Annotated in this window: 17 protein-coding genes; 4 read left to right on the top strand and 13 right to left on the bottom strand. The window is 71.5% G+C overall.

Annotation, left to right across the window (positions count from 1 at the left end):
- Positions 1-23: 23 nt before the first annotated feature.
- The 8 genes from dnaG to recO form a co-directional block, all read right to left on the bottom strand.
- Positions 24-1,880 carry a DNA primase gene (dnaG, locus tag V6R91_RS22280; RefSeq protein WP_336397096.1) on the bottom strand — a complete coding sequence of 619 codons (1,857 nt, stop codon included), beginning with the start codon at positions 1,878-1,880 and terminating at the stop codon, positions 24-26.
- On the bottom strand, positions 1,880-3,244 hold the full coding sequence (locus V6R91_RS22275) for a deoxyguanosinetriphosphate triphosphohydrolase (RefSeq protein WP_336397095.1): 1,365 nt from the start codon (positions 3,242-3,244) through the stop codon (positions 1,880-1,882). The genes dnaG and V6R91_RS22275 overlap by 1 nt, the downstream gene beginning before the upstream one ends.
- Positions 3,234-4,409 (bottom strand): tRNA dihydrouridine synthase DusB, encoded by a 1,176-nt coding sequence (dusB, locus tag V6R91_RS22270; protein ID WP_336397094.1) that lies wholly within the window; start codon positions 4,407-4,409, stop codon positions 3,234-3,236. Before dusB ends, V6R91_RS22275 begins: the two co-directional genes overlap by 11 nt.
- 118 nt (positions 4,410-4,527) lie before the next feature.
- Positions 4,528-5,208: a DsbA family oxidoreductase gene (locus V6R91_RS22265; protein WP_336397093.1), complete on the bottom strand. Its 681-nt coding sequence runs from the start codon at positions 5,206-5,208 to the stop codon at positions 4,528-4,530.
- A 64-nt stretch (positions 5,209-5,272) separates the two neighbouring features.
- Positions 5,273-6,265 carry a hypothetical protein gene (locus V6R91_RS22260; protein ID WP_336397092.1) on the bottom strand — a complete coding sequence of 331 codons (993 nt, stop codon included), beginning with the start codon at positions 6,263-6,265 and terminating at the stop codon, positions 5,273-5,275.
- On the bottom strand, positions 6,262-7,038 hold the full coding sequence (locus V6R91_RS22255) for a hypothetical protein (RefSeq protein WP_336397091.1): 777 nt from the start codon (positions 7,036-7,038) through the stop codon (positions 6,262-6,264). Before V6R91_RS22255 ends, V6R91_RS22260 begins: the two co-directional genes overlap by 4 nt.
- 88 nt (positions 7,039-7,126) lie before the next feature.
- Complete coding sequence (locus tag V6R91_RS22250; RefSeq protein WP_336397090.1) at positions 7,127-7,939, bottom strand: isoprenyl transferase; 813 nt, start codon at positions 7,937-7,939, stop codon at positions 7,127-7,129.
- Positions 7,936-8,679, bottom strand: a complete 744-nt coding sequence (recO, locus tag V6R91_RS22245; RefSeq protein ID WP_336397089.1) for a DNA repair protein RecO — start codon at positions 8,677-8,679, stop codon at positions 7,936-7,938. The genes V6R91_RS22250 and recO overlap by 4 nt, the downstream gene beginning before the upstream one ends.
- A 91-nt stretch (positions 8,680-8,770) precedes the next feature.
- Here recO and V6R91_RS22240 point away from each other — a divergent pair, with 91 nt between their 5' ends.
- Genes V6R91_RS22240 through V6R91_RS22230 form a run of 3 tightly spaced genes read left to right on the top strand, consistent with a single transcriptional unit; the run spans position 8,771 to position 10,618 of the window.
- Positions 8,771-9,238: a MarR family winged helix-turn-helix transcriptional regulator gene (locus V6R91_RS22240; RefSeq protein ID WP_336397088.1), complete on the top strand. Its 468-nt coding sequence runs from the start codon at positions 8,771-8,773 to the stop codon at positions 9,236-9,238.
- Positions 9,235-9,876 carry a hypothetical protein gene (locus tag V6R91_RS22235; RefSeq protein ID WP_336397087.1) on the top strand — a complete coding sequence of 214 codons (642 nt, stop codon included), beginning with the start codon at positions 9,235-9,237 and terminating at the stop codon, positions 9,874-9,876. The genes V6R91_RS22240 and V6R91_RS22235 overlap by 4 nt, the downstream gene beginning before the upstream one ends.
- Before the next feature lie 55 nt (positions 9,877-9,931).
- Positions 9,932-10,618, top strand: a complete 687-nt coding sequence (locus V6R91_RS22230) for a trimeric intracellular cation channel family protein (protein ID WP_336397086.1) — start codon at positions 9,932-9,934, stop codon at positions 10,616-10,618.
- A gap of 67 nt (positions 10,619-10,685) precedes the next feature.
- Here the strand turns inward: V6R91_RS22230 and leuA are convergent, their stop codons facing one another.
- Entirely contained in the window at positions 10,686-12,446 is a 1,761-nt protein-coding gene (gene leuA, locus V6R91_RS22225) for a 2-isopropylmalate synthase (RefSeq protein WP_336397085.1), read from the bottom strand.
- Positions 12,447-12,704: 258 nt separating this feature from the next.
- On the opposite strand from leuA, the gene V6R91_RS22220 reads away from it, so the two are divergent.
- On the top strand, positions 12,705-13,331 hold the full coding sequence (locus V6R91_RS22220; protein ID WP_336397084.1) for a hypothetical protein: 627 nt from the start codon (positions 12,705-12,707) through the stop codon (positions 13,329-13,331).
- A gap of 54 nt (positions 13,332-13,385) precedes the next feature.
- Here the strand turns inward: V6R91_RS22220 and era are convergent, their stop codons facing one another.
- From era to V6R91_RS22200, 4 genes are read right to left on the bottom strand one after another with little or no spacing between them, the layout of a single operon-like run.
- Complete coding sequence (era, locus tag V6R91_RS22215; protein ID WP_336397083.1) at positions 13,386-14,348, bottom strand: GTPase Era; 963 nt, start codon at positions 14,346-14,348, stop codon at positions 13,386-13,388.
- Positions 14,345-15,727, bottom strand: a complete 1,383-nt coding sequence (locus V6R91_RS22210; RefSeq protein ID WP_336397082.1) for a hemolysin family protein — start codon at positions 15,725-15,727, stop codon at positions 14,345-14,347. The genes era and V6R91_RS22210 overlap by 4 nt, the downstream gene beginning before the upstream one ends.
- Positions 15,724-16,194: an rRNA maturation RNase YbeY gene (gene ybeY, locus V6R91_RS22205; protein ID WP_336397081.1), complete on the bottom strand. Its 471-nt coding sequence runs from the start codon at positions 16,192-16,194 to the stop codon at positions 15,724-15,726. Before ybeY ends, V6R91_RS22210 begins: the two co-directional genes overlap by 4 nt.
- Entirely contained in the window at positions 16,191-17,222 is a 1,032-nt protein-coding gene (locus tag V6R91_RS22200; protein WP_336397138.1) for a PhoH family protein, read from the bottom strand. The genes ybeY and V6R91_RS22200 overlap by 4 nt, the downstream gene beginning before the upstream one ends.
- Positions 17,223-17,259: the final 37 nt, after the last annotated feature.

Below are 17,259 nucleotides of genomic sequence, written 5' to 3'. Positions count from 1 at the left end.
CTCGCGCCAGTCGGAGCAGTCCGTCAGGAGGACTCGTCGGCGATCGCCTGACGTCGTGCGTCGAGCTCGCGCAGGCGCAGGCGGATGCTGCGACCCTGTTCGGAATCGGCGGGCACCCGCTGGATCGCGCCCAGCAGCTCGGCCTTCTCGCGATCGATGGCGCGCATCACGAGCCGCCGCGCCAGGTCACCGGCCGAGGCGACGGCCGCCTCGTCGTTCAGGGCCGGGAAGTCGCCCGCAAGCAGCTCGGCCGCCAGCGACCGGTAGGGCTCCCGCACGGTGCCGACGACCGCAGCCGACCAGCCGGGCCGCTGCATGTCGGCGGCCGAGACCACCGCGGCGCGGACGGCGTCGAGCGCCGGGTGGCGGAACGGTTGCTCCAGCGCCCGTGCGACGAGGGCGGGCTCCATGCGGTGGCCGAACTGCAGGACGCCCATCAGGGCGTCGCGCTCGAGTCCCACCTCCGGCGTGCGCGGCAGCGTGGCGAGCGTGACATGCAGGGCGCCGTCCTCCGAGGAGGAGGGTGCGGGCGGCTCCGCAGCGGCCGGGGCATCCCGTCTCCCGCCGCGCCCGGCGCGCTCCACCTCCCGCCGGACGTCCTCGGTGTCCATGCCGAGCCGGCGTGCGAGCACCCTCACGTACTCCGGCTGCAGCAGCGGGTCGCGAAGCTCGGCCACCACGGGGGCGGCGGTGCGGAGCGCCCCGACTCGCCCCTCCACGCTCGCGAGGTCGTAGCCCGAGATGCGCTGGTCCAGGACGAACTCCACCATCGGGACCTTCGTCTCCAGAAGCCCGCGGACCGCGCTGTCGCCGCGGGTGAGGCGCAGGTCGCACGGATCCAGCCCCTCGGGCCCGGTCGCGACGTAGGTCTGCGCGTTGAAGCGCTTGGCGTCGGCGAAGGCGCGCAGCGCCGCCTTCTGGCCGGCCGCATCGGGGTCGAAGGTGAAGACCACCTCGCCCGCCGTGGAGTCGTCGCCCATCACGCGTCGCAGCACCGAGATGTGGTCGGAGCCGAAAGCGGTACCGCACGTCGCGATAGCCGTGGTGATGCCGGCGAGGTGACAGGCCATGACGTCGGTGTAGCCCTCGACGACCACGACGCGGTGCTCCCGCGAGATCTCGCGTTTGGCGAGGTCGAGGCCGTAGAGCACCTGGGCCTTCTTGTAGATGGTCGTCTCGGGCGTGTTGAGGTACTTGGGCCCCTGGTCGTCGTCGTAGAGCCTGCGTGCGCCGAAGCCGATGACCTGCCCGGTGACGTCGCGGATCGGCCACACGACGCGGCCGCGGAAGCGGTCGTACACCCCGCGCTGCCCCTGCGACACCAGCCCCGCGGACGACAGCTCCTCGTCGGTGTAGCCCTGCGCGCGCAGGACGGAGTGCATCCCCGACCAGCCCTTCGGGGCGTAGCCCACCCCGAAATGGGCAGCCGCCCCGGCGTCGAAGCCGCGCTGGCCGAGGAACCTCCGCGCCGTGTCGGCCTCGGCGGTCATGAGCTGCGCGCGGAAGAACTCGGCGGCGGCGGCGTTGGCGGCGTACAGCCGCGCGCGCCCGGTGTGCTCGGGGGCTGCGCCGCCGTCCTCGTAGTGCAGGGCGTAGCCGATCCGCCCGGCGAGGCGCTCGACGGCCTCGGTGAACGTCACGTGGTCCATCGCGCGCAGGAACGAGTAGACGTCCCCGGACTCGCCGCAGCCGAAGCAGTGGTAGAACCCGGCCTGCGGGCGCACGTTGAAGCTGGGGCTCCGCTCGTCGTGGAAGGGGCACAGCCCCTTGAGCGAGCCCACGCCGGCGGACTTGAGGGCCAGGCGCTCGCCGATGATGTCGGCGATGTTCGTGCGGGCCTTCACCTCGTCGACGTCGGCCTGCCGGATTCGCCCCGCCATCAGCGCACCTCGGATCGCTCGGGCGCGGCGCCCGCCGGTGCGTCCATCGGGCGGGCGCCGGGGGCCCAGACGCCGACGGAGGCCGGATCCAGCTGTCCGACGAGGGACCCGTGCCACGCGATCGCCAGCTGATCGGTGAGGCTCGCAACCTGATCCACGACGACCCGCCGGCGCGCGGCATCCGTCCGCGCCGACGCGAAGTCCTGCGCGTGCAGGCGGTCCAGCGCCTCCGGCCGTTCCCACAGCGCGCTCGCCAGGCGCTTGAGGACCCGCCGCTGCTCCTTGTAGAGATCCTTGCGCCCCTCGATCGAGACGACGGCCGCCCCGATGATGCCCTTGAGGACCGCCATCTCGGCCTCGACGACGCGCGGCACCACGAGGTGACCGCGGTAGCGCGTGAGGACGGAGGTCGCGTACGACTCGCGGGTGGCCGTCGTGGCGGCGCGGGCGAAGCGGCCGATCAGATCGGAGGTCAGGTTCTTCAAGCGCGCGAGCGCGGCGCGGGATCCGTCGAACGCGTCGATCCACTCGGGCATGCGCGTGAGCCGGAACAGGGCGTCCTCGAGCTCGTCGCGGGCGAAGTCGAAGCCGACCCACGACTGGATCGCGGTCAGCAGCCACTCGTGCTCGCGGGGATCGGCCAGGCGCGCGGGATCCAGGTAGCCGTTGACGATCGCGTCCTCGAAGTCGTGCACCGAGTAGGCGATGTCGTCGGACAGGTCCATGACCTCGGCCTCGATGCACCGCACACGTCCGGGCGCGTCCGCACGCAGCCAGCGGAAGACGTCCTCGTCCTCGGGGTAGACGCCGAACTTCAGCCGTCCGCCGGGATCGGGAAGCGGGTGGTCGGCGGTCCAGGGATACTTGCACGATGCGTCCAGGCTCGCGCGCGTGAGGTTGAGGCCGAAGCTGCGCCCGTCGGCGTCGATGACCTTCGGCTCGAGCCGGGTGAGGATGCGCAGCGTCTGCGCGTTGCCCTCGAAGCCGCCGAAGTCCTCGGCCCACTCGTTGAGCGCGCGCTCCCCGTTGTGGCCGAACGGCGGATGCCCCAGGTCGTGACTGAGACAGGCGGTGTCGACCACGTCCGCGGCGAGGTCGAGCGCGGTGGCGAGCTCGCGACCGACCTGGGCGACCTCGAGCGAGTGCGTCAGACGGTTGCGTGCGAAGTCGGCGGGGCTCGCGGGACTGAGCACCTGGGTCTTGGCCGCGAGGCGCCGCAGCGCGGCGGAGTGGAGCACGCGCGCGCGGTCGCGGGCGAAGTCGTCGCGCTGGGAGCGGTGCTGCTCGGCGTGGAAGCGGGCGGCGTCGGCGTCGTCGTAGCCGGCGGGCCGGTCGGCGGCGCCCGCGGAGTCGTCAGCCGCCACTGTGGTCGAGTTCCGCGTCGGCGATGGCGGTGGATGCCTCGGCGCTCAGCTCGCGCGAGTTCAGCCAGCCGTCGGGCAGCGCCGGACGCTTGGGGGTCCCCGCGCGGCCCCGCTGCCCCTCGGCGGCGGCGCCGGGGTACGGCGCGTCGGCGTCGAGGGTCGCCAGCAGATCGTCGATCTCGGTGAGGCTGGACGCCGTCGCCAGGCTCGCGCGCAGTTCGCCGCCGACGGGGTAGCCCTTGAAGTACCAGGCGACGTGCTTGCGGATGTCTCGGCAGCCGCGGCCCTCGTCCTCGAAGAACTCGACCAGGAGCTCGGCGTGCCGCCGGAACGCGCGGGCGACGAACCCGAGGGTCGCGTCGACCGGCTGCGCGGGCGCCGCCCCCGGGCCGCCGAGGGCGCGCGCCAGGTCTCCGAACAGCCACGGCCGGCCGAGGCATCCGCGTCCGACGACGACGCCGTCGCAACCGGTCTCAGCCATCATCCGCGCCGCGTCGTCGGCCGACCAGATGTCGCCGTTGCCGAGTACCGGGACGCTGGTCACGGCCTCCTTGAGCCGGGCGATCGCCGACCAGTCGGCCTGGCCGGAGTAGAACTCCGACGCCGTGCGCGCGTGGAGCGCGACCGCGGCCACGCCCGCGTCCTCCGCGATCCGCCCGGCGTCGAGGTACGTCAGGTGGTCGGCATCGATGCCCTTGCGCATCTTCACCGTGAGGGGGATGTCGCCGGCGGCACGCGCCGCGCGCGTCACGATCTCACGGAACAGGCCGAGCTTCCACGGCAGCGCCGCTCCGCCGCCCTTGCGCGTGACCTTGGGGACGGGGCATCCGAAGTTCAGGTCTATGTGATCGGCCCGGTCCTCCTCTACGAGGAGCCGCACCGCCGCCTCCGTCGTCGCGGGATCGACGCCGTAGAGCTGGATGGAGCGCGGGGTCTCGGACTCGTGGTGGGTGATGAGCCGCATCGTCGTCGCGTTGCGCTCGACGAGTGCGCGCGTCGTGATCATCTCGCTGACGTACAGCCCCGCGCCGTACTCGCGGCAGAGCCGGCGGAACGCGGTGTTGGTGATGCCCGCCATCGGCGCGAGCACCACGGGCGCGTCGAGTTCGATGGGCCCGAGGCGCAGCGCGCGGGTCGGGGCGAGGGCGGTGGTCACGCGTTCCATTCTCGTACAGGAATCCGTTCCTTGGCTGAACGCCCGTCTCGGCTGTGGATCCGCGTGGCGCGGCGCGGCCACGGGACGGGCCCGCCGCGGATCGCGACGGGCCCTGGGCGGGTGCGGGTCAGGCGTCGACGTCGGCGGGCTCGTGGTGCTCCGCCCACACCTGGCGCACGATCTGCGCGAACGCCTCGGCCGGCTGCGCGCCCGAGACGCCGTACTTGCCGTCGATCACGAAGAACGGCACTCCGTTGATGCCGTACGCGGCGGCCTGCGCCTGGTCGGCGCGCACCGCGCTGAGGTACCGGCCGCTGACGAGCGCCTCACGGGCCGCCTCGGCGTCGAGTCCGGCATCTGCCGCCAGCGAGACCAGCTCGTCCTCGCGGCCCAGGTGCCGTCCCTCGGTGAAGTAGGCCGACATGAGGCGTTCGGCGAGCTCGGGCTGACGACCGTGCTCCTTCGCGAAGTGCAGCAGCTCGTGCGCCTTGACGGTGTTGGTGTGCTTGAGCAGATCGAACCGGTACGCCAGACCCGCCTCGTTGGCGACGCCGGTGACGCGCTCGAGCATCTGCTGCGCCTGCGCCGACGAGATGCCCTTGTGGGTGGCGAGGTAGTCCGCCTCTCCGCCCTCGAAGTCGACGGGGGTGTCCGGCGACAGCTCGAACGAGTGGAACGTGACCTCCACAGCGGGCGCGTCCTCGTCGGCGGATGCCGCGGCCAGCCCGTTCTCCAGGTTGCGCTTGCCGATGTAGCACCAGGGGCAGGCGATGTCACTCCACACGTCGATCTTGATCGCTTCCGTCATGCTGAGGGACAACCGCGCGCGGATGCTCATCTATTCCGTCGCATGGGTCTGCGCGACGCGTCCGTCAGGAGGTCGGCGGATCGGCGTCGGGCACGAACCGGAATCTCACGCGGACGTCGTCGTACGGCACCACGATCGTGGACGCGTCCGGCGACCAGGCATCAGGGACGAGGTAGAGCCTGCCACCGCCCTGGGCGAGCAGCCGGAGTCCGAAGTAGCGATAGGCGAAGGCCGGCGGCGTGAGCCCCTCACCGTTGGCCGGCGCCTGCGCACCGAGCTGCTGGAACGCGATGTCGTCGTTGCCCGGGTACAGTCGCTCGGTCGTGTCGAGCACCACGGCGGGAAGGGTCGTGAGGTCGGCGGCGAGCGAGCGCGCCTGCCCGCGTCCCCACCACTGGGCGATGGTGGCGGTCGACCAGAACGTGCCCGCGACCATGACGAGGACGAGGAGGACCACCACCGCGCGGCTCACGGTCGCGCCTCCGAAGGCGCGTGCGGTGGAGGCGGCATAGGCGGCCAGTCCTGCGCCGATCGCCAGCGACAGCGGCGTGAGCAGCTGCCCCCACGCCCAGGCGGGGAAGAACGGCACGAGGAACGCGCACGCCAGGCCGGCCAGGAGGAACGCGATCCCCGTCCAGGCGATCACGCCCACCACGCGGCGCCGCACCGCATCGGGCCGCTCGCCGAGCCGGCGTCGCAGCGCGCGGTGCCCCACGATCCCCGCGGCCGCCAGGAGCAGGAGCACCATGACCGGGATGAACAGGGCCCCCGGGCTGCGCATGACGAACTCCTGGGTGCTGAGTCCGATGATGTCGACGTCGACGCCGAAGTAGCGGAAGAACTCCCGCGTCGAGACGTATCCGAAGTAGAACAGCAGCGCCGTGACGAGGGTGAGGGGCGCGACGAAGGACGAGAGGAACCCCATCCACTTCTCGAAGCCGAGGCCTGGTTCCACCTGAACGGCGCCCTTCGGGACGGGCTCGGCGTCGACGGCGGCCTGCTCGGCCGGTGCTGCCCCGGGCGTGGGGGCCGCCGGGCGTACCCGCCAGGCGCTCAAGGCTCCTCCCCGGGCTGCTCGTCGGCCGGTGGCTGGTCGGGGTCTTCGGACGGCTGCTGTTCGCCCGGCGCCTGCTCGTCGGACTCCTCCTCGCCGTCGATCGGCGCGTCGCCGCCGTCCGCCTCGGGGTCGGTGACGACGATCGGCGGGCCGGGGTCGACCGCGCGGGCCGCGACCGCGTCGCAGATCTCCGCGCTCGGGCATTCGAGCGTGCCGACGAACGAGATCAGCGTGCCGTCTTGGAAGTCGGCGGACGGGCGCAGGAGGAGACCGCAGAAGATCCCCGACTCGTTGGCGGCGACAGTCAGTCCGAGGCAGGAGCGGTCGGCCCCGCGGGAGCCGCAGGCCTCGCCCTCCACCTGCAGTCCCGGCCGATCGGTCACCGCGCCGTCGAACGTGAAGCGCACTCCTTCGGGGATCGGCTCGCCGCCGCCCCAGAAGACGGCGATGGTCTTGCACCAGACACCGGCCGCGATGACCTCGGCGACGCCCTGGTCGCCGTACGCCGGTCCCCCGTACTGCGCGACGGGTCCGGTCCGGACGCGGTCCTGTGCGGGATCCTCGCCCCCGTCGGAGCCGCCCCCGTCGGAGTCGGTCCCGCCAACGTCCTCACCGTCGGCGTCGGTCCCGTGGTCCGAGCGGTCGGGTGACGGGCTCGCGCTCATCGTCGCCCCGGCGTCGCCGGGGCTCACGGGCGTTCCGCACCCGGCGAGGCCGAGCAGCAGGACGACGCACAGGGCGGTGGCACCCGCCCTCGGTCTCGACAGCGCCACGATGCACCTCCGACCGGCCGCGCATGCGGCTCACGTCAATGATGAGCGCGCGCGGGCGCCGTGGATACCCCGGCCGAGGCGCGGCCGGTCAGCCGGTCGAGGCGTCCGGCGCGTCCACCGCGCCGCCGAAGCGGCGATCGCGCCCGAGGTAGACGTCGATGCCGTGCCACAGGTCCGTGCGACTGAAGTCCGGCCACAGCGTGTCGAGGAAGACGAACTCGGCGTAGGCGGACTCCCAGAGCAGGAAGTTCGACGTGCGCTGCTCGCCGCTGGAGCGGAGGAAGAGGTCGACGTCGGGCATGTCCGGGCGGTAGAGCCGCCGCTGGATCAGCTTCTCCGACACGGCCGAGGGCCGGAGGCGTCCCGCGGCCACGTCGTCGGCGATCGAGCGCATCGCGTCGACGAGCTCGATGCGGCCGCCGTAGTTGACGCACATCGTGAGGGTCAGCACGTCGTTGCCCGCCGTCAGCCGCTCGGCGAACTGCAGCTCCTTGATGACGCTCGACCACAGTCGCGGCTTGCGTCCCGCCCACTGGATGCGCACGCCCCACTCGTTCAGCTGGTCGCGCCGGCGGTGCAGCACGTCGCGGTTGTAGCCCATGAGGAACCGCACCTCCTCGGGCGAGCGCGACCAGTTCTCCGTCGAGAACGCGTACACCGACAGGTGCTTGACGCCTGCCTGGATCGCGCCCGCGACGACGTCGAGCAGCGCCGCCTCCCCCGCTTTGTGTCCCTCGATCCGAGTGAGCCCGCGACGATTCGCCCAGCGCCCGTTTCCGTCCATGACGATGGCGATGTGGTTCGGCACTGCTCCCTTCGGGTACTCCGGCGGGTGCACTCCGGTCCAGTCGAGCGGCCGGTACGGAACCGCGTCGCGGTGGGTGTAGGGCTTGGGGGTCACCGGCGGCCTTCCTGCGAGGGTGACGAGACGTGGGAGAGCGAGCGGATGCCGCGCTCGAGGTGCCACTGCGCATAGGCCGCGATGAGGCCCGAGGCGGCCGCGGTCGCGCCAGGGGACGCGGCATCCACCACGTCCCACTCGCCGGCCATGAGCGACTGCAGCAGCGAGACGGTGGCGGGGTCGACGCGCGCCGCGCCCGTGGGCGCGCAGTCGCGGCACACGATCCCGCCCTGCTGGGCGACGAAGGTGTCGTGGGGCCCGATGCGTCCGCAGCGGGCGCACTCCCCGAGCCCGGGCGCCCAGCCCGACAGCGCCATGGCCCGCAGCAGGTAGGAGTCCAGCACGCTGCGCGAGGCGTGCTCCCCGCGCGACAGCGCGCGCAGCCCGCCCACCAGGAGCAGGTACTGCTGGGGCGTGGCCTCGGCCTCGTTCAGGCGATCGGCCGCCTCCACCATCGCGTGCGCGGAGGTGTAGCGGTCGTAGTGCGCGGCGATGTCGGCGCCGTAGGAGCCGAGCGACTCGGCCTGCTGCACGATGTCGAGCGAGCGGCCCTGGTAGAGCTGCACGTCGGCGACCATGAACGGCTCGAGCCGCGCGCCGAAGCGCGACGACGTGCGCCGCACGCCTTTCGCGACCGCGCGCAGCTTGCCGTGACGGCGGCTGAGCATCGTCAGGATCCTGTCGGCCTCACCCAGCTTGTGGGTGCGCAGGACCACGACTTCGTCGCGGTAGGTGGGCACCCCTCGATTATCCCCGCGCGCGTGCGGGATCGGGCGGCGGCGCGGCGGGCGGGCGGCCAGCGCATCGGAATAACCGTGTACATTGTTCACTATGTCGGGGACTCACATATTGGACACCCTCCTTGCGATCTCCGTCGTGCTGGAGGACGACCAGCGCCGCGAGCTCGAGCGACGTGGTCTCACCCAGCCCCGCACCCATCTGCTGTGGCTGCTGCACCACCGAGGTCCGGCGACGCAGGCCCAGCTCGCGGAAGCGCTCGGTGTGACGCCGCGTCATGTGACGACGCTCGTCGACGCGCTCGAAGCGACCGGGTTCGCGCACCGGCAGCCGCATCCCGCCGATCGCCGCGCCGTGCTCGTGACGCTGACCGACCGCGGACGGTCCGCCATGCGGCGGATGGATGCCGAGCACGAGGTGCTCGGCGCAGGCCTCGTCGAGGGCCTCGACGAGGAGTCCGTGACGGCGGCGGGCCGGGTGCTGGAGCACGTCCTCGCCAGGCTGCAGTCACTCGTCGCCGAGCACGAGGCGCGCGAGAAGCGTCGGGCGGACTCGGCATGAATCTCTCCACGGACAGCGGCACCGAGGTCCGTGCGCGCGGCCGCGTGCTGCGGCTCGCACGGCTCGCCTGGCGCGCCGAGATCGGCGTGTGGCAGAGCCTCTACCGCTGGATCTTCCGGCGTCCGCGCGTTCCGGCCGGGGCGACGGCCTTCGCCTACCACGCACCCGTCATGACGATCCTCATGGTGTTCATCGTGCTGTCGGCGGTCGAGATCCCGATCATCGACCTGATCGTGCATCCCTGGCCGTGGGTGCGTATCCCGCTGCTCGTCGCGGGCATCTGGGGCCTGACCTGGATGATCGGTCTCGCGCTCAGCTACCTCACCCGTCCGCACGCCGTCGGAGCCGCCGGTATCCGCGCACGTGCCGGCGCGGACGTCGACATCGACCTGCCGTGGGAGGTCGTCGCATCGGTCGAGAGATCGCACGACGTCGTCGAGAAGGCGCCGAAGCTGCGCGACGAGCAGCACGGCCGCACGCTGTCCCTGCGCATGGCCAACGAGACCAACATCCTGGTCGTGCTCGAGCGACCGGTCCTCGCACGCGTGTCGGATCGAGACGTCGAGATCGACGCCGTGCGGCTCTGGGCCGACGACGTCGACGGCTTCCTGCAGGCGGTGCGCACCCACATCCCGTGAGTCCTCCTGCGGGCGCGCTGCGCAGCCCGGGCCGCGCGGACGCGACAATGGTCCTGTGAACGAGCCGGTCTTCATCATCCCGCTGTGGGCGGATCTCACCGCCGTGGCCCTCGGAGGGGTGCAGGGCGCCCTGTTCGCCTCCGGCTTCCGGGGCCAGCGCCGACTCGATCTGCTCGGCGTCGCCATCATCGGCGTCGTGGTGGGCATGGGCGGCGGCCTCATCCGCGACCTGCTCCTGAACGTCGCGCCGACCACGCTGCAGAGCAACTGGTACCTGCTGACCGCGACCGGCGCGGCGCTGTTCGGGATGCTCCTCGCCGGCGTCTTCCAGCGCCTCAACGCCCTCATCGTCGGCCTCGACGCCGTGGTCATCGGCATGTTCGGCGCTTTCGGCACCAGCAAGGCGCTGGCCCTCGGTCTCCCCGCGGTGCCCGCCGTGTTCGTCGGCGTCTGCGCCGCCGTGGGGGGCGGCATCCTGCGCGACATGATCATGGGGCTTCCGGTCGCCATCATGCACGTCGGCTCGCTCTACGCGGTCGCCGCCGGTGCCGGATGCCTCGTGCTGGCGATCTCGCAGCAGCTCGGGCTGAACGTCGTCGCGGCGTCGGCGATCGGCATCCTCGTCACGGCGGTGATCCGCCTTCTCGCGGTGATCTTCGACATCTCGCTGCCCGAGCAGCGAGCCCTCTACCGCCGCAAGGTGGCCGTGGAGACGTCGACGATCCCCATCGTCAAGCCCTGACGACGCCCACCACACACCGACGGGCGCGCGCGGGGATCACCCGCGCACGCCCGTCGACGGTTCGCGCTCAGACGCCCGCGAGGGCCCCGGAGCGCTGCCGCGTGCGGATGGCGCGGTTCACGCCCGACACGATCGCCTTCAGCGACGCGGTCGAGATATCGGAGTCGATGCCGACGCCCCACAGGCGCTCGCCATCGACCTGCAGTTCGATGTACGCGGCGGCCTGCGCGTCGCCGCCTGCGCTCAGGGCGTGCTCGACGTAGTCGTAGAGCGTCACGTCGAATCCCTGCGCGCGGATGATCTCGAGGAACGCCGCGACGGGACCGTTGCCGCGCCCGGATGCCTCGAACCGCTCGTCGCCGTCGCGCAGCGTGATGTCGAGCGAGACATCGCCCGACAGGTCGCTGCGCGTGCTCGTCGCCAGCAGCTCGAACCGGCCCCAGCGCTCGTCGGCGTTGTCGGAAGGCAGGTACTCGTCGGTGAAGATCTTCCAGATCTGCTCGCTCGTGACCTCGCCGCCCTCGGCGTCGGTCTTGGCCTGCACGACGCCCGAGAAGTCGATCTGCAGCCGGCGGGGCAGATCGAGCGAGTGGTCGGTCTTCAGCAGGTAGGCCACGCCGCCCTTGCCCGACTGCGAGTTGACCCGGATGACCGCCTCGTACGAGCGTCCCAGGTCCTTGGGGTCGATCGGCAGGTACGGAACTGCCCAGTCGATGTCGTCGACAGTCACCCCGGCCGCCGCGGCGCGGGCCTCCATCGCCTCGAAGCCCTTCTTGATGGCGTCCTGGTGCGAACCGCTGAACGCGGTGAACACGAGGTCGCCGGCCCACGGGCTGCGCTCGTGGACGGGCAGCTGGTTGCAGTACTCGACGGTCCGCTTGACCTGGTCGACGTCGCTGAAGTCGATCTGCGGGTCGATGCCCTGCGTGAGCAGGTTGATGCCGAGCGCCACCAGGTCGACGTTCCCCGTGCGCTCCCCGTTGCCGAACAGGCATCCCTCGATGCGATCCGCGCCGGCCATATAGCCGAGCTCGGCGGCGGCGATCGCGGTGCCGCGGTCGTTGTGCGGGTGCAGCGACAGGATCACGTTCTCGCGATGCGCCAGGCGCCGGCTCATCCACTCGATCGAGTCGGCGTAGACGTTCGGCGTGGCCATCTCGACCGTGGCGGGGAGGTTGATGATGACCTTGCGCTCCGGGGTCGGCTCGAAGATCTCGATCACCCGGTTGCAGACGTCGAGTGCGAACTCGAGCTCGGTGCCGGTGTAGCTCTCGGGCGAGTACTCGTAGAACACCTGGGTCTCGGGGATGCGCTTCTCGAACTCGCGGCACAGCCGTGCGCCTTCGAGGGCGATGTCGACGATGCCCTGGCGGTCGGTGCGGAACACGACCTCGCGCTGCAGCACACTCGTGGAGTTGTACAGGTGCACGATGGCCTGCTTGGCGCCGGCGATCGACTCGTAGGTGCGCTCGATCAGATGCTCGCGGGCCTGCGTCAGGACCTGGATCGTCACGTCGTCGGGGATGAGGTCCTCTTCGATGAGCTGGCGCACGAAGTCGAAGTCGGTCTGGCTCGCCGACGGGAAGCCGACCTCGATCTCCTTGTACCCCATCCGCACCAGGAGCTCGAACATGATGCGCTTGCGCTCGGGGCTCATCGGGTCGATGAGCGCCTGGTTGCCGTCGCGCAGGTCCACGGCGCACCACCGCGGCGCGGCGGTGATCCGCTGGTCGGGCCAGGTGCGGTCGGGCAGATCCACCCGGATCTGCTCGTGGAAGGGCCGATACTTGTGGATCGGCATGCCCGAGGGCTTCTGGGTGTTCTCCATGATTCGTCGCTTCCGTCTGTTCTCGAGCGGTCACCGGATCGGACCGGCTCGATGCCTGATGATGCGGGCCAACGAAAGCTCCGCGACGAGGAAGGCCCTAGATCGAGGTCTCGTCGCGGCGGCTAAGAAGGAGAAGCCCGCGGAAGCGCATGGCACCAGGCTACACCCCGTCGCGAGACAGGGCGAACGCGTGACGACCGCCGGATGCCGCGGCATCCGCTTCTGAGACGATCGGCGCGCGGGCGACACCAAAAGGACATGACAGGTCTTCGTCGTCCGCTGCGCCTCGCCATCGTCGCCGTCACCGCGCTCGCCCTCGCCGGCTGCGCGGGTGCGGCGCCGTCAGGAACGCCCTCTCCCCCGTCGCTCGGCGCCGTCACGCCGGTGCCGCCCGAGGGCGAGGTGACGGCGGTGGGGACGGTGCTGGACACCGGCGGCGTCGCGGAACTCTGCCTCGGGCCGGTGGCCGAGTCGTACCCCCCGCAGTGCTCCGGCATCCCGCTCGAGGACTGGACGTGGGAGGGCGTCGAGGGTGCCGAGTCGTCGGGTGACGTGACGTGGGGCGCGTACGCGCTGCAGGGCACCTTCGACGGCGAGTCGTTCACCGTCACGCAGCCGCCCGTCATGCTGGCCCTCTACGACCCGATGGCCCCCGAGGACCCCACCGGCGGTGAGCCCGGTGCGGGCGACGAGCAGACGCTCGCGCGCATCCAGGAGGAGCTGCCCGATCGCCTCGGCTCGTCGTATCTGAGCTCATACCCCCAGGACGGGCGGCTCTGGGTCGACGTCGTCTGGGACGACGGCACCTGGCAGGACGCCGCCGATCGCGAGTTCGGCGAGGACGTCGTGCTCATCCGATCCGCGCTGCGCGAGAGCGGCGGCTGACCCGGCGGCGAGTGCACGGCCGGGGCGCGGCATCCTTCCGGAGTCAGGGGCGGCTCAGAAGCCGAGACGACCGAGCTGCTTGGGGTCGCGCTGCCACTCCTTCGCGATGCGCACGTGCAGCTTGAGGAACACCTTGGTGCCCAGCAGCGGCTCGATCTGCGCGCGTGCGCGGGCGCCGACATCGCGCAGCCGGGAGCCCTTGTGCCCGATGATGATGCCCTTCTGGCTGTCGCGTTCGACGACGATGTCGGCGAAGACGTCGGTGATGTCGGAGTCCTCGCGGGCCGCGATCTCCTGCACGACGACGGCGATCGAGTGCGGCAGCTCGTCGCGCACGCCGTCCAGCGCAGCCTCGCGGATGATCTCGGCGACCCGGTCCTCGGTGGACTCGTCGGTCACGACGTCGTCGGGGTACAGCGCCGGCCCCTCGGGCATCAGCGAGAGGAGCTCGTCGCTCAGCACGTCCAGCTGGTCTCGGGTGAGCGCCGAGAGCGGGATGACGGCGGCCCAGTCCTCGCGCAGCTGGTCGACCTCGATCAGACGCTCGGTGATCTGGTCCCGGGTCGCCGCGTCGGTCTTCGTGACGATCGCGACCTTCTTCGCCCTGCCGTAGCCGCCCAGCGACTCCGCGATGCGGCGGTCGCCGGGGCCGACCTTCTCGGTGGCCGGGACGCAGAAGCCGATGACGTCGACATCGCCGAGCACCTGCTCGACGAGGTCGTTGAGCCGCTGGCCCAGCAGCGTGCGCGGCTTGTGGAGCCCGGGGGTGTCCACGATGACCAGCTGGCCGCCGGGCCGGTTGAGGATGCCGCGGATCGCGCGCCGCGTCGTCTGCGGCTTGTCGCTCGTGATGGCGACCTTCTCGCCCACGAGGGCGTTGGTGAGCGTGGACTTGCCGACGTTCGGGCGGCCGACGAAGGTCACGAAGCCCGAGCGCCCGTCGACGGGCGCGGGAGAAGCCGTGGGTTCGGTGGCAGGAGCGGCCTCGGGGTCCCGGCCGGTGTCGGAATCGGTCATGGCGTGTCTTCCTTCCTCGGCAGGCGGACCTCTCCGCTGCGGGGGCTCACGGTGCGGATCTCGCCGGTGCGCGTGCCGACCGTGCGGTTCTCGCCGGTCCGCGGCTGACGCGAGGAGTCGGGCGGCGTCTCGCCGCGCTCGACGAAGACCGTCGAGATGCCGCGGCCGCGGCCGCGCGAGGCGCCGCCGGTGAGCACGAGGCCGGCGTACTCCGCCGTCGCGCCCGGCTGGGGAACGCGGCCGAGCGCCTTCCCGAGAAGTCCGCCGATGGAGTCGACGTCCTCGTCCTCGAGCTCCATGCCGAACAGGTCGCCGACCTCGTCGAGCCCGAGCCGTGCGCTGACGCGGTAGTGACCGGGCTCGAGCTCGGTGACCTCCGTGGCGCGCGGGTCGTACTCATCGGCTATGTCGCCGACGAGCTCCTCGATGAGGTCCTCGAGCGTCACGAGTCCTGAGACGCCGCCGTACTCGTCGACGACGAGGCACACGTGCACGGCGTCGCGCTTCATCTGCTGCAGCAGCGTCTCGGCCTTCATCGACTCCGGCACGAACACGGCGGGGCGGGCGATGCGGCTGATGGGGGCGTCGCGCCAGCCCACCTCGTCGCGGAAGGCGAACTGCACCAGGTCCTTGAGGTACAGCACTCCGACCACGTCGTCGGCCTCGTCGTCCACGATCGGCACACGCGAGACGCCCTTCTCGAGGAAGACCGTCATGGCCTCGCGGGTCGAGGTCGAGGCATCCACCGTGACCATGTCGGTCCGTGGCACCATCACCGCGCGCACGAACGTGTCGGTGAAGTCGAACACCGAGTGGATCAGCTCGCGGTCGTCCTGCTCGATGAGCTCGTTCTCGGCCGCCTCGTCGATGATGCTGAGCAGCTGCTCCTCCGACGCGAACGACGAGCCGCGCGAGGCGCCCGGGGTGATGCGCGTGCCGAGGGCGACCAGCCCATGGGCGAGGGGGCCGAGGATGACGCGGACGCCGCGGATGATCGGCGCCGCACCGCGCAGCAGGCCCTTCGCGTGAAGGCGGCCCACGGTGCGGGGGCTCGCCCCAACCACGACGTAGGACACGCCCGTCATCAGCAGCGCCGCGGCGAGCATCGCCCACCAGGTGTCGTCGAACAGCAGGATGAAGGCGACCGTCACGAGGACTGCGGCCGTGGTCTCGGCGAGGACGCGGATGAACACGACGGCGTTCGCGTGCGCGTCCGGATCGGCGGCGATGCGCCGCAGGGCGTCCGCGTTGCGACCCTCGGCGCCCAGCTCGGCGAGGTCGGCGCGCGAGGTCACGCCGAGCGCGGCGTCGATCGCGACCATCAGCGCGCCGAACCCGAGGAGCAGGACCGCGGCGGCGAGGAGGAGAGCGGCGGTCATGTGCGCGGTCGTCGACGCTCGGACGCCTGGAACGCCGCGATCAGCTCGCGCTGCAGTCCGAACATCTCGCGCTCCTCCTCCGGCTCGGCGTGGTCGAAGCCGAGGAGGTGGAGCAGGCCGTGCGTGGTGAGGAGGATGAGCTCGTCGAGGGTCGAGTGCTTCGCCGCGACGGCCTGCGTCTCGGCGACCTGCGGGCAGAGCACGATGTCGCCGAGGAGCCCCGGCGGCGTGGGCGCGTCCTCGGTGCCGGGGCGCAGCTCGTCCATCGGGAAGCTCAGCACGTCGGTCGGGCCGGGCTCGTCCATCCACTGCACGTGCAGGGCCTCCATCGCACCCTCGTCCACGAGGAGGATCGCGATGTCGGCGTCGGGGCTGACGTGCAGCTCCGCGAGGTGGTGCTCCATGAGCCGCAGCAGCACGGTCTCGTCGACGGCGATGCCGGACTCGTTGCCGATCTCGATGGTCATGCGCGTCCTCGCTTCGGAAGGTGGTCGCGCGGTCCGCCGTGGCGGACCGTCGCGGCCCGGCGCTCCGCGCGATTGGCGAACTCGGATGCTTCGTCGCGCTCCCTCCGCGCGGCGAGCCGGCGCTCGTCGTACTCGCTGTAGGCGTCGACGATGCGGCCGACGAGCGTGTGACGCACCACGTCCTGGCTGGTGAGGTACGAGAAGTGGATGTCGTCCACCTCGTTCAGCACCCGCGTCACCAGCCGCAGGCCGGAGGCGCCCTGCGGCAGGTCGATCTGCGTGATGTCGCCGGTGACGACCATGCGCGTTCCGAACCCGAGGCGGGTCAGGAACATCTTCATCTGCTCGGGCGTGGTGTTCTGCGCCTCGTCGAGCACGACGAAGGAGTCGTTCAGCGTGCGGCCGCGCATGTACGCCAGCGGCGCGACCTCGATCGTGCCCGTCGCCATGAGCTTGGGCACCAGCTCGGGGTCCATCATCTCGTTGAGCGCGTCGTACAGCGGGCGCAGGTAGGGGTCGATCTTGTCGGTCAGCGTTCCCGGGAGGAATCCCAGGCGCTCCCCCGCCTCGACGGCCGGGCGCGTGAGGATGATGCGGCTCACCTCTTTGCGCTGCAGAGCCTGGACGGCCTTCGCCATGGCGAGATACGTCTTGCCGGTGCCGGCGGGGCCGATGCCGAACACGATCGTGTGCTCGTCGATCGCGTCGACGTAGGCCTTCTGGCCGAGCGTCTTGGGCCGGATGATCTTGCCGCGCGACGACAGGATCGCCTCTCCGAGCACCTCCGACGGACGCGGCCCGCCCTCGGTGCGCAGGATGCGGTTCGACGAAGCGACGTCCTCCTCGCCCAGCGCGTGGCCGGCCTTGGTCATCGTGAGCAGCTCGTCGACGAGGGAGCGCGCCGCGGCGACCGCTCCGGCCTCGCCGGTCAGGGTGATCTCGTTGCCGCGCACGTGCACGTCGACATCGGGGTGCTCCCGCTCGACCACGCGGAGCAGGCGGTCCTGCGGGCCGAGCAGCTGGACCATGGCCACGCCATCGGCCCAGACGCGTTCGACGGTGGTG

The organism is Microbacterium sp. CCNWLW41, from assembly GCF_037083505.1.
Note: the sequence above shows the minus strand (reverse complement) of the source record. Positions and strands in the feature narration are given on the sequence as shown.